This window comes from Promicromonospora sp. NPDC110617 (assembly GCF_055598465.1).
Genome location: NZ_JBVKBM010000008.1, coordinates 79,374 through 92,391 on the forward strand (window position 1 = coordinate 79,374; position 13,018 = coordinate 92,391).

Below are 13,018 nucleotides of genomic sequence, written 5' to 3' on the forward strand. Positions count from 1 at the left end.
GGCCACGCCCGCCCAGCGAGCTCACCCCGCGGCCCGCAGGTCGCCCGCCGCCGCGGCGAGGGCCGCGGCGGCGAGGTTGCGCTGCCCGACGTCGGCCAGCCCGGCGGCGTCCTGTGCGAACCGGGCCAGCGCCGCGTCGGCCGCGCCGCCGTGCGCGTGGGCCGCGACGCGGAGCAGCGCCGTCAGCCGCTGGGCCTCGGCGCGGGTGAGCACGCCGCGCTCCCGGTAGTCGTCCACCAGGTCGGACAGGGAGTGCAGGGTGGGCGCCTGCGCGCGCAGCGGCACGCGCACCGTCCGCGACACGGACGGGTCGGACTCGCTGGTCACGGTGAGCGTCAGGGTCGCGGACCGCGCCGCGCCGTCGGCCGCCGTCGCCCAGGCCGCCACGGGCAGCGTGCCGCCCGCCTCGACCGCCGTCACCTCGTACGGCAGCGCCACGTCCCAGCCGCGGCCCCGCACGGACGCCGAGACCCGGTACACGTCGGAGTCGTGCACGCCCTCGCCCGCCTCGCCCGTGTTCCGCAGCGGCACGTTCACCAGGGTCGTGCCCGCGCCCACAGGGTGCTGCTCCGCCCGGCCGAGCCGCGCCCCGCGCTCGAACGCGCCCGAGGCCTGCCGGTTGCGCACGGCGACGTCGTAGGTGAGCGTGCCGGAGGCGTCGCGGGCGGCGTCCAGCACGTACACGTGCAGGTCGTTCGGCTCGTCCACGTACTCGAAGGAGCTGCCCGAGCCGGTTCCCGCGTGGAACGTCGCGTCGTCGAGCTGGCGGGGGTCGCCACGCACCACGGGGACGGGCGTGCCGTCGGGCCGGTAGTAGTCGATGCGGCCGATGTCCGCGGGGTTGGCGTCGACGACCCACTCGCGCGGGGTGCTCCGGGGCTGGTTCTGGGCCAGCAGGACGCCGTGGCCGGCGGTGAACGAGTCGTTGCCGACGCGGTCCACGACCTCCATCGTGTAGTCGGTCCAAGCCGTGCCGTCCGGGCACCAGAAGTCGGTGTCCTCCGGCACGTCCGCGGCGCACTGGCCGGCGGTGTACCCGCCGTCGAGCGCGACCTCCAGGCCCACCTTGCCGGCGCCGCCCTGCGAGGCCGGCACCGCGGAGCGGGCCTGCAGCGTCGCGACTGCGACGCCCTGCTCCGCGAGACCCGACCGGGTCAGGAGCACCTGGTCCTCCTCGGTGAGGACGCCGAGGTCCTGCTTGAAGTGGAGCATGTGGTGCGGTCCGAGGGCGGAGCCGCCCGCGTTCGGGATCTGCCACCGGTTGTGGGTGCCGCCCGGGCCGTTGAAGGAGCCGCGGCTCATCATCTCCCAGTAGCCGGTGTAGGCGCGGGTGTTGTCGGCGAACGGGTTGTTGTAGTTGTCGGGCAGGCTGCGCAGGTGGCTGAACTCGTGCGCGAACACGCCGAGGCCGGAGCTCTCGGCCTGCGTGGAGGTGCCGCCGCTCGCGTTGGGCCAGTGGTTGGCCGCCGACTGCCAGGACGTCCACTCCACGTACCGGGTGTGCGCCCAGTTCGGCATCGGGTCGCCGTTCTGGTTCAGGGGGGCCTCGCCGTCCGGGCCGCGCGGCGGGCCCAGCGCGTCCGGCACGTCCTCGGGCGACTCGAACATCATCTGTCCGAACTCCTCCCACGTGGAGGTCTCGTCGTGCCCCGCCGTGACCCAGAAGGCGTTGTCGAAGCCGCAGAGCTGCTCCGCGCAGCCGCCCAGGTCCTCGTGCCAGGCCGCGAATCCGGCCTGCCGGATGTTCTTCCCGCACTCGTCGCCCTGCGGGCAGAACTCCTCGACGGGCGCGTTGAACGACGGGTCGTAGCCGTACTCGTGCAGCTTGCCGGGCAGCTCGTACGGACCGAACACCTCGACGTCGACGCCGATCCGGCCGTGGCTGTCCTCCATCCAGTACCCGTGCAGGGTCTGGCCGCCGTTGTACTCGTTCGGGGTGGCGTAGTAGTCGTAGAACCACTGGTTGACGTCGCCGGGCGCCACCGGCTGGAAACCGCTCGCGGGGTTGCCGAACGGGTGCGACTGCGGATCCTGCGTGATGAGGAACGGCTGGTCCTCGAACTCCAGCAGGATCACCGCCGTGCGGTACTGTACGTCGCTGCCCGACGAGGTCTCCGCAGAGTCCCACTCCGCCGGCCGCACCGGGGTGTAGTCCTCCCAGGTCATCTCGGCCTGGTCGGTCCAGTCCTGCGGGTCGGGCGCCGCGATCGGGCTGCCCGACGCCGGACCGGTCGCCTCCGCGGTCGACGTCGCCCCCGCCAGCGGCAGGGTGAGCGGGACGGCGAGCGCGGCGGCGGCCGCGACGGCCGTGGTGCGCCGGGCGGCCCTGCTGCGGGTCCCGCCGCCGGTCGCGCTGGTCGGTGCCGGTCGTGTGCCTCGTCGGAGCCTCATGCGGGTCGCCCTCCCGATCGTCCGTGGCACGACCCGGACCGGGCCGTGCCGCGAGGCTACGAGCGCGTGCGCGCGGCGTCATCGGTCAGGTGTCGAGCGTTGCTCCGACATCTGTCGGATCCGTGTGCGCCCGGTGCACCTTCCGTGCGGCGCGTGAACGCGCCTGCGGGGTGTCGGTGTGCTCCCCTAGGGTGTTGTCCGTGCCGCAGACCGAGGAGACAAGCGTGACGTCGAGCCAGACCACCGCGCCGCCCCCCACCGACGAGTCGGGCGCCGTCCCGCCGGCCATCCGGGCCGCTGCCTCGTGGTCGTGGCGCATGCTGCTGATCGGCGCGTTCGTCGCGGCGGTCCTGTGGCTGCTCGCGCTGCTCAAGACGATCGTGGTCCCGGTGGCGGTCGCGCTGCTGCTGACGATCATGCTGACGCCGGTGCGGCGCGTGCTCAACGAGCGGCTGCGGGTCCCGCGCGGGCTGTCCGCGGGGCTCTCCCTGATCGGCCTCGTCCTGGTGGTCGCCGGCCTGATCACGCTGGCGGGGCAGTCGATCGCCAACGGCTTCGCCGACCTGCGCACGCAGGCCATCAGCGGCTTCAACGAGCTGTGGTCGCAGCTCTCGGCCACGTTCGGGCTCGAGAACGAGCTGGACAGCTACAGCCAGGACATCCTCGACCAGCTCGAGGCGCAGCAGGGCGCGATCGTGAGCGGCGCCCTGGGTGCCGCGGCGACCGCGGGCAGCGTGCTGGTGGGCGCCCTGATCGCGCTGTTCTGCACCTTCTTCTTCCTGTACGACCCGCGCGGCATCTGGGGCTGGATCGTCGGGCTGCTGCCGCGGTCCGCCCGCGAGCGGGTCAACCAGGCCGGGCGCCGCGGCGCCGTCACGCTCGCCGCCTACACCCGGACGCAGATCCTGGTCGCGGCGGTCGACGCCGTCGGCATCGGCATCGGCGCGGTGTTCTTCGTCCCCTCGCTCGCGCTGCCGATCGCCATCCTGGTGTTCGTCGGTTCGTTCGTGCCCGTGGTCGGTGCCATCGTGACCGGAGCCATCGCCGTCGTCGTCGTGCTCGTCTCCAACGGCTGGGTCGCGGCGCTCATCATGCTCGGCGTGGTGCTGCTGGTGCAGCAGATCGAGTCGCACGCGCTCCAGCCGTTCCTCATGGGCCAGGCCGTCTCGCTGCACCCGGTCGCGGTGATCCTCGCGGTGGCCGCCGGGTCGTTGGCGGCCGGCATCGTCGGCGCCCTGTTCGCCGTGCCGCTCGCCGCCCTGCTGAACACCGTGATCCTGTACCTCAACGGGCACGACAAGTTCCCGGAGCTCGGCGACGAGGACGCCCTACCGATTCGATGGCGTGCCGCCGACGCCCCGCCCATCCCGCCCATCCCGCTCCGGCTGCGCCGCAGCCCCGGCGTGGTGGCCGAGAACGCCGTCGAGGACGTCTCGACCGACGCGGAACCGGCCGCGCCGGAGGGTGATCCGAAGCGCTGAACGTGCATCTGGCGGCGCAGTCGGGCAACATGCGCGCTGTGCCACTGGATCCGTTCGACCTGGAGTCCTACGGCGGCCACCTCACGGTGTCCGCCGACGACGCCCGGGCTGCCGCCGAGCTTCTCGACGGCGTCATCACCCGTACCCCCGTGACCGAGAGCCGTGCGCTCTCCACGATCGCCGGGACGAAGGTGCTGCTCAAGTGCGAGAACTTGCAGCGCGCCGGCTCGTTCAAGGTGCGCGGCGCCTACGTGCGGCTCGCGCGCCTGTCGCCCGAGGAGCGTGAGCGCGGCGTCGTCGCGGCCTCCGCCGGCAACCACGCGCAGGGTGTCGCGCTCGCCGCGAGCATGCTCGGTATCGACACCGTCGTCTACATGCCCGTGGACGCGGCCCTGCCCAAGGTCGCCGCGACCCGCGGGTACGGGGCCGAGGTGCGGATGGTGGGCACCTCCGTGGACGAGGCCCTCGCCGCCGCGCGCGTCGAGGCGGCCCGCTCCGGGCGCGTGCTCATCCACCCGTTCGACCACGTCGACGTCGTGGCCGGCCAGGGCACCGTCGCCCTGGAGATCCTGGAGCAGGTGCCCGACGTCGCCACCGTCGTCGTACCGCTGGGCGGCGGCGGGCTGGTGGCCGGGATCGCGGCCGTGCTGGCCGAGGCCGCGCCGCACGTCAAGGTCGTGGGCGTGCAGGCGGCGTCGGCCGCGGCCTATCCCGGCTCGCTGAAGGCGGGCAAGCCGATGGCCGGCACGCTCGGCGCCACCATGGCCGACGGCATCGCGGTGGGCCTGCCGGGCGACGTGCCGTTCGGGATCGTGCAGAAGGAGGGCGTCGAGGTCCGGACCGTCACCGAGGACCAGCTCTCGCGCGCCCTGCTCGCGGTGCTGGAGCGCTCCAAGCTGATGGTCGAGCCGGCCGGCGCGGCCGGGGTCGCCGGGATCATGGCCGCCGGGCCAGGCGTGTTCCAGGGGCCGGTCGTCGCGGTGCTGTCCGGCGGCAACATCGACCCGCTCGTGCTGCTCCGCGTGGTGCAGCACGGCCTGGTCGCCGCGGGGCGGTACCTGAAGCTGCAGGTGCGGCTGATGGACAAGCCCGGGGCGCTCGCGAAGCTGGTGGAGACCATCGCCGCGGCAGGGGCCAACATCGTGGCCGTCGACCACACGCGCACCGACGTCTCGCTCTCGGTGTCCGAGGTGTCGGTCAACCTACAGCTCGAGACCAAGGGCGAGGAGCACCGGGCAGCCGTCGTGGAGCGGCTGGAGTCCGAGGGATACGAGGTCGCCGCGTTCTGACCCGAGCCTGATCGGGTCCGGGTGTCGTGCGGGCGTGCTCCCGTTCGTCGTCAGGGTGACGCGGCCGACCGGCCGCGCCACCATGTGACCGGGGACCGCCCCGGAAGGGAGCACGCCATGCGTTACCTCATGCTCGTCCTGTCCACCCCGGACGCCCCCGCCGCGCCGGAGAACGTGCCCGCGATCGAGGACTGGGTGCGGGACACCTACGACACCGGCCGCGCCGTGCTCGGCGACCGGCTGCGCCCGCCGGCGGACGCCGTGGGCGTGCAGGTCCGCGCCGGAGAGGTGGTCGTCACCGACGGCCCGTTCTCCGAGACCAAGGAGGTCATCGCAGGCTTCGACGTGCTCGACGCCCCCGACCTCGACGAGGCCATCCGGATCGCCGTCGCCCACCCGATGGCGCACACGGGCGCGATCGAGCTGCGCCCCTTCTGGCCGCTCGAGCTGGACCAGGCCTGAGGGATCACCCGTGCGCTACCTGATGCTCACGATCGAGCCCGACGTCCCTGACCGCGGCCCCACGCCCGACCTCGACCGCTGGGTGGCCGACCACGACGCGTCGGGCACCCGCGTGACCGGCTCGCGCCTCCGGCCCGCCGCCGACACGCGGCGGGTCGCCGTGCGGGACGGCCGGTCCATCGTGACCGACGGCCCCTTCACGGAGTCGAAAGAGATCATCGGCGGCTTCGACATCATCGAGGCGCCCGACCTGGACGCGGCGCTCGCGATCGCGGCGTCGTACCCCGGGGCGCGGGACGGCCTTGTCGAAGTCCATCCCTACTGGCCGGTCGACGACGAGCCGTCCGGGGCATGAGCACCGCCGACGCGTCCGTGGGCGACGCCGTGTCCGCCGCCTTCCGGGACGAGTGGGCCCGCGTGCTCGCCGCCGTCGCGCGCAGCACGGGCGACCTCGACCTCGCGGAAGACTGCGCGCAGGAGGCGTTCGCGGTCGCGCTGCGGACGTGGGAGCGCGACGGCGTCCCCGACCGCCCGGGCGCCTGGCTCACCACCACGGCCCGCAACCGTGCGCTGGACCGGTTGCGGCGCCGCAAGGTGGAGGGGGAGAAGACAGCTACCGCGGCCCGGCTCGCCTACCGGGCCGGCGGGGTGCCCGGGGCCGACGACGGCGCGGCCGAGCTCGACCCGGTGGGCGACGCGGCAGTGAGCACGCTCGACGGCGCGGCGTGGGACGCCGTCGGGCCGGAGGAGCCCGACGGCGACCTGCTGCGCCTGGTCTTCACCTGCTGCCACCCGGCCCTGCCGCTGGAGGGCCGCGTGGCGCTCACGCTGCGCTCCCTCACCGGTATGACGACGGCGCAGGTGGCGCGGGCCTTCCTCGTGCCGGAGGCCACGATGGCCCAGCGCCTGACCCGCACCAAGCGCAAGATCCGCGCCGCGGGCATCGCGTTCCGGGTGCCGCCGCCCGAGCTGCTGCACGAGCGCGTCTCCGCGGTGCTCGCGGTGCTGTACGTGCTGTTCACCGAGGGTTACGACGCGTGGGCCGAACCCGCGGACGACGTCGCGGGGGCCGCCGCGCGCCGGGCGCTGGCCGACGACGCCGTGCGCGTGGCCCGGCTCGTCGCCCGGCTGCTGCCCGACGAGCCGGAAGCGTCGGGGCTGCTCGCCCTGCTCCTGCTGCAGTACTCCCGGCGTGACGCCCGCCTGGACCCGGACGGCGTGCCCGTGCTGCTGGAGGAGCAGGACCGCTCGCTCTGGCGGCAGGACGAGATCGCCGAGGGCCTGGACGTGCTCGACGCAGCCCTCGCGAGACGTCGGGCGGGCCCGTTCCAGGTGCAGGCGGCGATCGCGGCGCTGCACGTGCGGGCGCCGTCGGCCGAGGAGACGGACTGGGCCGAGATCACGGCCCTCTACGACGTCCTGCTCGGCATGACGCGCTCGCCCGTGGTGGCGCTCAACCGTGCGGTCGCGGTGGGGATGCTGCGCGGGCCCGAGGAGGGCCTGGCCGAGCTGGACGCCGTGACGTCCGCGCCCGAGCTTGCGGCCTACCACCTGCTCCCGGCGATGCGGGCCGACCTCCTGCGCCGGGCGGGGCGGCCGGACGAGGCCGCCGCGGAGTACCGCCGGGCCCTGGACCAGGTGGACCGGGAGGGCGACCGCAAGCTTCTGAGCCGGCGGCTCGCGGAGCTGTCAGACGCCGACGGACCTGTCCGTCGCACAGGTCACCGGAGTGATCCGTACGTCTGACAGGTCCGTCAGGTCGGTGCGTCAGCCCTGGAAGGGCTTGGCCCCCGTGATCTCCACCGGGATGTCGTTCCCGTTGGGTGCGTGGTAGCTCGTCTTCGCGCCGATCGACTTGCCGTCGATGGCGGCGCCCAGGGGCGACGTCGGCGAGTAGACGTCGAGGTCCGTGGACCCGGCCATCTCGCGCGACCCGAAGAGGAAGTTCATCTCGTCGCCGGCGACGATAGCGGTCACGACCATGCCCGGCTCGACCTTGCCGTCGTCCGCCGGCGTGCCGACGTGGACGTTACGAAGCTTTTCGGTGAGCTCGAGGATGCGTGCCTCGTTTTTCGCCTGCTCCTCGCGTGCGGCGTGATATCCGCCGTTCTCCTTGAGGTCGCCCTCGTCACGGGCAGCGGCGATGCGCTCGGTGATCTCCGACCGGTACGGGCCGGAGAGATGCTCCAGCTCAGCCTTGAGCTTGTCGTGCGCCTCCTGGGTGAGCCAGGTGACAGAAGCGTCGGCCACGGGGGCTCTCCTTTCGTCGTTGCTCGTTCGAGCCACAGTTTTGGCAGCGCGCAGATCCCGGCCGACGGAGCGGAACGGGCACGCGCGTCAGCCGGTCAACACAGCGTGTGAAACGACGAGAATACCAATTGCCGGGAAAGACGTGCCAAGACATTCCCCGGTTCCGCTGTGAGCGGACGGTGTATCTATTTCCGAGGGCGAACTCTCAGCGCAGGTCACAGTGGTCGACGAGGCCCGTCGTGGCGAGCTCCGTCGTGGCGATCGTCACCACGTGGCGGGTGGTGCGCGCCTCCTCCGGACCCACCTCGACGTCGACCGCGCCGACCTCGGCGAAGTTCCGCGCGAGGGCGGTCACGGTGCACACGGCCTCGGTCCCGGGCGGCATGCTGACGTCGAACGTCACCTCGACCTCCTCGGCGCTCGCCACGGAGAACCCGACGTCGACGAAGCTGACGGGGTCGCGCCGGGTGTCGACGATCGTGAACCACGCGGCGATCGCGACGCCCGCGGCCAGCGCCAGGGCCACGGCGATGCGCGCACCGACCGACAGCCTGGGCCGCGGGCGGACGCCGTCGGCCTCGTCCCACGGGTCGTCGTGCCCGGCCCGCGCGGCGGGCTGCCGGGTGCCGGTCCGCCCGCGGCCGTAGCGCGCGGCGAGGTCCGGCGCCGGCTCGTTCGCGTCACCGGTGGGGACGGCTGGGTCGTGGTCGCTCATCACAGCTCGCTCGGATCGGGGGTGTCGGTGGTTCGTAGCAAGATTGTCCGTGGACCATCATGGTCCATGAGAGTGATTGTCTCTCAGACCTTCGGACTCTCAGACCCAGACCCAGTCCCTGCCCCACAGGAGGACCCAGTGTCCGTACCCGAGCGCGAGCCGCTCCGTCTGATGGCGGTGCACGCGCACCCTGACGACGAGTCGAGCAAGGGGGCCGCGACGACGGCCCGCTATGCCGCAGAGGGGGTGGAGGTCCTCGTCGTGACGTGCACCGGGGGCGAACGGGGCGATGTCCTGAACCCGTCGTTCGAGGTCCCTGAGGGGCACGAGTTCGAGTCGATCGAGGGCCGCCGGGCCGTGCGTCGCCTGGAGATGGCCCGGGCCGCCGAGGCGCTGGGCGTCCGTCAGCAGTGGCTGGGCTTCGTGGACTCCGGCCTGCCGGAGGGCGACCCGCTGCCCCCGCTGCCCGAGGGCTGCTTCGGGCTGGTCCCGCTCCAGGAGGCGGCGGAGCCGCTGGTGCGGGCGGTGCGCGAGTTCCGGCCCCACGTCATCACCACGTACGACCCGTCCGGCGGTTACCCCCACCCCGACCACATCAAGTGCCACGAGGTGTCGTTCGAGGCGTTCGCCGCAGCCGGCGACCCGGACCGCTACCCCGGCACGGGCGAGCCGTGGGAGCCGCTCAAGCTGTACTACAACCACGGGTTCTCGATGAAGCGCATCCGCGCGGTGCACGAGGCCATCGAGGGCGCCGGGCTGGAGTCGCCGTTCGGCGAGTGGGTCGAGTCGCGCGACGCGCGCGAGATCCCCGAGCGCACCGTGACCACGCTGGTGCCGGTGGCCGACTTCTTCCCGAACCGCGACGCCGCGCTGACGGCGCACGCCTCGCAGATCGACCCCACCGGGTTCTTCTTCGCGGTGCCGCGCGACCTCGAGGTCGACGTCTGGCCCTGGGACGAGTACGAGCTGGCCGAGTCGCGCGTGCCGTTGCCGGAGCGCGCCCCCGGCGAGTACGAGGCAGACCTGTTCGAGGGCGTCCGGTCGGAGGTCCACGCATGAGCCCCCTGTTCGCCGGCGCGCTCGCGCTCGCGACCGAACCGTCGCCCAACCCCACCGAGGGGCAGCTCCGCCCGGGGCTGGAGTCGTGGCAGGTCTCCCCGGGCCTGGTCGGCTTCCTCGTGACGTTCGCGCTGGCCCTCGCGTGCGTGCTGCTGTTCCTGAACATGAGCAAGCACCTGCGCCGGGCCGGGCACAACGCCCGCCAGCAGGGGCTGCCGATCGAGCAGCCCGAGGGCATCGGCTTCCGGCGCACGGACGGCGAGCCGGACTTCTCCGGCAGCGAGCCCGGCACCCAGCCGGGCGCGTCGCCCGACGCCGCGAACAACACCGCCGGGTCTGCCGAGAGCCCTGCCGACGGGCCGGCCACCGGCGAGCGCGGCGGTCCGGGTGCCTGACCAGGCCACCGCAGCGCCCGGCGCCGTCCGCGTGACCGTCGCCCAGGTGGCGGTCTCGGACGATCACGCGGCCAACCGCCAGACGGTGGCCGACGCGTTCCAGGTCGCCGACCGGGTCGGGTCCGACCTGCTGGTGCTCCCGGAGTACGCGTCGGCCTACGACCCCCGCGGGGTCGGGCCGGAGCACGCCGAGCCGCTCGACGGCCCGTTCGTCACGCTCCTGCGAGACCGGGCGCGCAAGCACGGGGTCGCCGTGATCGCCGGCGTCACCCTGCCGGGCTCGGACGGCGTCCGCGCGGCGAACGCCCTGGTCGTGGTCGACGGCGCGGGCGAGCTCGCCGGGGTCTACCGCAAGGTGCACCTGTACGACGCGTTCGGGTACCAGGAGTCGGAGCTGCTCGAACCGGGCCCCGCGGACGCCGAGCCGGTCACGCTGCGCCTGGGCGGGCTCACGTTCGGCGTGCTGACCTGCTACGACCTGCGGTTCCCCGAGTCGGCGCGCCGCGTGGTCGACGCCGGGGCGGACGTCCTGGTGTACCCGGCGGCCTGGGTCGCCGGCCCGCTCAAGGCGGACCACTGGCGCACGCTGCTGACCGCGCGGGCCATCGAGAACACCGCGGTGGTCATCGGCGTCGGCATGACGGGCAAGGGTGTCACCGGCCGCACGCTGCTCGCGGGCCCGGACGGCGTCGTCGGGCTGGAGATGGGCGAGGAGCAGGCCTACCGCACCGTCGACCTGGATCCCGCGCCGCTCGCCGCCGTGCGCAGGACCAACCCGTCGCTGGCGAACCGCCGGTACACGGTCGTCCCCACCGGCGCCTGAGCGCTTTCGGACAGCGCCGAATGTCGTGGGCAGGCGCCGGCCGCGCGAGCACCATGGCTCCATCCGTCGTCGGAGGGAGAGCGTCATGGTGGTCGCCCGGAGATTCTCGTCGAGCGTTCGTGCACTCGCATCGGCGGCGCTCGCCCTGGGCGTGGCCGGTGGCGCGGTGACGCCGGCCACCGCCGTCGAGCGGCCCGGCGGGACCGACGCCGGCGGGCCCGCCCGGCCCGTACCCGTCGTCTACGACTCCGACCTGGACTTCGACGACGCCGCGACCCTGCTGTACCTGTGCCAGGCCGACAAGCGCGGGCTGATCGACCTGCGCGCCGTCACGGTCGTGAACAACGGCGTGGGCACGCCGGGGCGCTCGCTGACGCACGCGCGCACCATCCTGGCCGACTGCGGCCTGCCCGACGTGCCGGTCGCGGACGGGTCGCCGGAGTGGGTCAACGAGCCGCCGCCGGAGGCGCGCGTGCTGTTCGAGCAGGTCCTGTCGGGCGCCCTCGGCGACGCGGACGTCCCGGACGTGCCGGGTCCGACGTCGGCGGCCGATCTCATCGCGGCCACGGTGCGCGCGTCGCGGACGCCGGTGACGGTGCTGGCCACGGGGCCGCTCAGCAACGTATCGGCGGCGCTGGACCGGCTGGGCCCGCGCACGCTGCGCGACCGCCTGGGCCGCGTCGTCGTCATGGGCGGCGCCTTCGACGTCGGCGGCAACCTGTTCGGCTCGACCACCGCCGGGTTCGACAACACCCAGGAGGTCAACATGTGGATCGACCCGCCCGCGGCCGACCACGTGTTCGCCACCGTGCCGCGCGCCCGCGTGAGCGTCGTCGGGCTGGACGCCACGAACCACGTGCCGATCACGCCTGCCTTCGTGGACCGCCTGGGGGCCGGGGCGGTGACCTACGAGGCCCGGACGGTGCACGCCATCGTGACGCAGCCGGGCATGCCCGAGCTGATCGGGCAGGGCGTCATGTTCTGGTGGGACGCCCTGGCCGCCGTCTCGCTCGTCACCGGCGAGGGCGTGAGCTACCGGGTGCGCCCGGTCGACGTCGTGCTGGAAGGGCCGTCGTCGGGCCGCACGGTGAGCGTTCCGGGCGGGACACCCCAGCACGTGGGCACGACGGCCGACGGCGCCCTCTTCGAGGAGCTGTTCCGCGAGGGCCTGAACGGCACCGCGGCCGACGATCAGATGGCGAGGTTGGCCAGGTAGATCGCGACCACGTGGCAGGCGAACCCGAGCACGGTGCACACGTGGAAGATCTCGTGGAAGCCGAACCAGGCGGGGCTCGGGTCGGGCTTCTTGGTGCCGTACACGACGGCGCCGGCCGTGTAGAAGACACCGCCCGCGACGATGAGCCAGACGACGGCCGGTCCGCCGGTGGCCCAGAACTGGCCCATGTAGGCGACGGCCACCCAGCCGAGGGCGAGGTAGACCGGCACGTAGACCCAGCGGGGCGCGTTCAGCCAGAAGATCCGGGCGAGCAGCCCGAGCAGCGCGCCGCTCCACACCAGCGCCAGCAGCACGGTGCCCTGGCCCGGGGGCAGGAGCAGCACCGCGAGCGGGGTGTAGGTCCCGGCGATGATCAGAAAGATGTTGGTGTGGTCGAGCCGGCGCAGCACTGCCTCGGTCCGGGGGGACCAGTTGCCACGGTGGTAGACGGCGGAGACGCCGAACAGCAGGCAGGCGCTCAGGCCGAAGACCGACGCGGAGATCTTGCCCGCCGGGGTCGGCGCGAGCGCGATCAGCACGACGCTGGCCGCGAGGGCCAGCGGGAAGGTGCCGGCGTGGATCCAGCCGCGCAGGCGGGGCTTGACCTTCTTCTCGACCTTCTCGACGGTCGAGGACACCGAGGTGGAGATGTCCTGCAGCGTCTCCGACACCTTGCTCGTGACCTCGTCCAGGCGGCCGGCCGGGCGGTCGGGCCCGTCTGCTTGGGCAACCACGTGGTCTCCTCACCGTCGGCGACCGGTGCCCTCCTGGTGCCGGGACACTACCTACGGTCGCGTAACTTACTCTAGCGTAGGTTAGGTGGCCGCAGGCCGGACAGGGGCCTTGTGAAGATCCTGCGCCGGGTTGGCGGGAGTCGCCCGCCCAGTGCCCTCGAAGGACCCGGGGCGGCAGGAACATGCGTGTTCGAGGGGTACCT

At 73.4% G+C, this 13,018-nt stretch carries 13 protein-coding genes; 9 read left to right on the forward strand and 4 right to left on the reverse strand.

Annotated elements, in window-relative coordinates:
- Positions 1–21: 21 nt before the first annotated feature.
- Complete coding sequence (locus tag ACZ7LE_RS27715; RefSeq protein WP_470406428.1) at positions 22–2,391, reverse strand: M6 family metalloprotease domain-containing protein; 2,370 nt, start codon at positions 2,389–2,391, stop codon at positions 22–24.
- Between the two features lie 224 nt (positions 2,392–2,615).
- Here ACZ7LE_RS27715 and ACZ7LE_RS27720 point away from each other — a divergent pair, with 224 nt between their 5' ends.
- From ACZ7LE_RS27720 to ACZ7LE_RS27740, 5 genes are all read left to right on the forward strand, one after another.
- Positions 2,616–3,872 carry an AI-2E family transporter gene (locus tag ACZ7LE_RS27720; RefSeq protein ID WP_470406429.1) on the forward strand — a complete coding sequence of 419 codons (1,257 nt, stop codon included), beginning with the start codon at positions 2,616–2,618 and terminating at the stop codon, positions 3,870–3,872.
- A gap of 29 nt (positions 3,873–3,901) precedes the next feature.
- Entirely contained in the window at positions 3,902–5,161 is a 1,260-nt protein-coding gene (ilvA, locus tag ACZ7LE_RS27725; protein WP_470406430.1) for a threonine ammonia-lyase, read from the forward strand.
- A gap of 117 nt (positions 5,162–5,278) precedes the next feature.
- Positions 5,279–5,623, forward strand: a complete 345-nt coding sequence (locus tag ACZ7LE_RS27730; protein ID WP_470406431.1) for a YciI family protein — start codon at positions 5,279–5,281, stop codon at positions 5,621–5,623.
- Positions 5,624–5,633: 10 nt separating this feature from the next.
- Positions 5,634–5,978: a YciI family protein gene (locus ACZ7LE_RS27735; protein WP_470406432.1), complete on the forward strand. Its 345-nt coding sequence runs from the start codon at positions 5,634–5,636 to the stop codon at positions 5,976–5,978.
- Positions 5,975–7,369: an RNA polymerase sigma factor gene (locus tag ACZ7LE_RS27740; RefSeq protein WP_470406433.1), complete on the forward strand. Its 1,395-nt coding sequence runs from the start codon at positions 5,975–5,977 to the stop codon at positions 7,367–7,369. Before ACZ7LE_RS27735 ends, ACZ7LE_RS27740 begins: the two co-directional genes overlap by 4 nt.
- Before the next feature lie 21 nt (positions 7,370–7,390).
- Here ACZ7LE_RS27740 and greA read toward each other — a convergent pair whose 3' ends face one another.
- Positions 7,391–7,873, reverse strand: coding sequence for a transcription elongation factor GreA (greA, locus tag ACZ7LE_RS27745; protein WP_108495916.1), 483 nt, complete (start codon positions 7,871–7,873; stop codon positions 7,391–7,393).
- A gap of 205 nt (positions 7,874–8,078) precedes the next feature.
- Positions 8,079–8,588 (reverse strand): DUF4307 domain-containing protein, encoded by a 510-nt coding sequence (locus tag ACZ7LE_RS27750; protein ID WP_470406434.1) that lies wholly within the window; start codon positions 8,586–8,588, stop codon positions 8,079–8,081.
- A gap of 171 nt (positions 8,589–8,759) precedes the next feature.
- Between ACZ7LE_RS27750 and mca the strand changes: the two genes are divergently transcribed.
- The 4 genes from mca to ACZ7LE_RS27770 all read left to right on the forward strand — a co-directional run bounded on the left by mca (position 8,760) and on the right by ACZ7LE_RS27770 (position 12,081).
- The gene (mca, locus tag ACZ7LE_RS27755; protein WP_470406461.1) at positions 8,760–9,647 is read left to right on the forward strand and encodes a mycothiol conjugate amidase Mca; all 888 of its coding nucleotides are present in this window, start codon (positions 8,760–8,762) and stop codon (positions 9,645–9,647) included.
- Positions 9,644–10,042, forward strand: coding sequence for a hypothetical protein (locus ACZ7LE_RS27760; protein WP_470406435.1), 399 nt, complete (start codon positions 9,644–9,646; stop codon positions 10,040–10,042). Before mca ends, ACZ7LE_RS27760 begins: the two co-directional genes overlap by 4 nt.
- Entirely contained in the window at positions 10,035–10,865 is an 831-nt protein-coding gene (locus ACZ7LE_RS27765) for a carbon-nitrogen hydrolase family protein (protein WP_470406436.1), read from the forward strand. The genes ACZ7LE_RS27760 and ACZ7LE_RS27765 overlap by 8 nt, the downstream gene beginning before the upstream one ends.
- An 85-nt stretch (positions 10,866–10,950) precedes the next feature.
- On the forward strand, positions 10,951–12,081 hold the full coding sequence (locus ACZ7LE_RS27770; protein ID WP_470406437.1) for a nucleoside hydrolase: 1,131 nt from the start codon (positions 10,951–10,953) through the stop codon (positions 12,079–12,081).
- On the opposite strand, the gene trhA is transcribed toward ACZ7LE_RS27770, so the two are convergent.
- Entirely contained in the window at positions 12,057–12,815 is a 759-nt protein-coding gene (gene trhA / locus ACZ7LE_RS27775) for a PAQR family membrane homeostasis protein TrhA (protein WP_470406438.1), read from the reverse strand. The genes ACZ7LE_RS27770 and trhA overlap by 25 nt on opposite strands.
- Between the last annotated feature and the right edge of the window lie 203 nt (positions 12,816–13,018).

Coding starts and splice junctions, on each gene's coding strand:
- ACZ7LE_RS27715 (WP_470406428.1), bottom strand. CDS start 2,391: ATGAGGCTCCGACGAGGCACACGACCGGCACCGACCAGCGCGACCGGC.
- ilvA (WP_470406430.1), top strand. CDS start 3,902: ATGCGCGCTGTGCCACTGGATCCGTTCGACCTGGAGTCCTACGGCGGC.
- ACZ7LE_RS27730 (WP_470406431.1), top strand. CDS start 5,279: ATGCGTTACCTCATGCTCGTCCTGTCCACCCCGGACGCCCCCGCCGCG.
- ACZ7LE_RS27740 (WP_470406433.1), top strand. CDS start 5,975: ATGAGCACCGCCGACGCGTCCGTGGGCGACGCCGTGTCCGCCGCCTTC.
- ACZ7LE_RS27750 (WP_470406434.1), bottom strand. CDS start 8,588: ATGAGCGACCACGACCCAGCCGTCCCCACCGGTGACGCGAACGAGCCG.
- mca (WP_470406461.1), top strand. CDS start 8,760: ATGGCGGTGCACGCGCACCCTGACGACGAGTCGAGCAAGGGGGCCGCG.
- ACZ7LE_RS27760 (WP_470406435.1), top strand. CDS start 9,644: ATGAGCCCCCTGTTCGCCGGCGCGCTCGCGCTCGCGACCGAACCGTCG.
- ACZ7LE_RS27770 (WP_470406437.1), top strand. CDS start 10,951: ATGGTGGTCGCCCGGAGATTCTCGTCGAGCGTTCGTGCACTCGCATCG.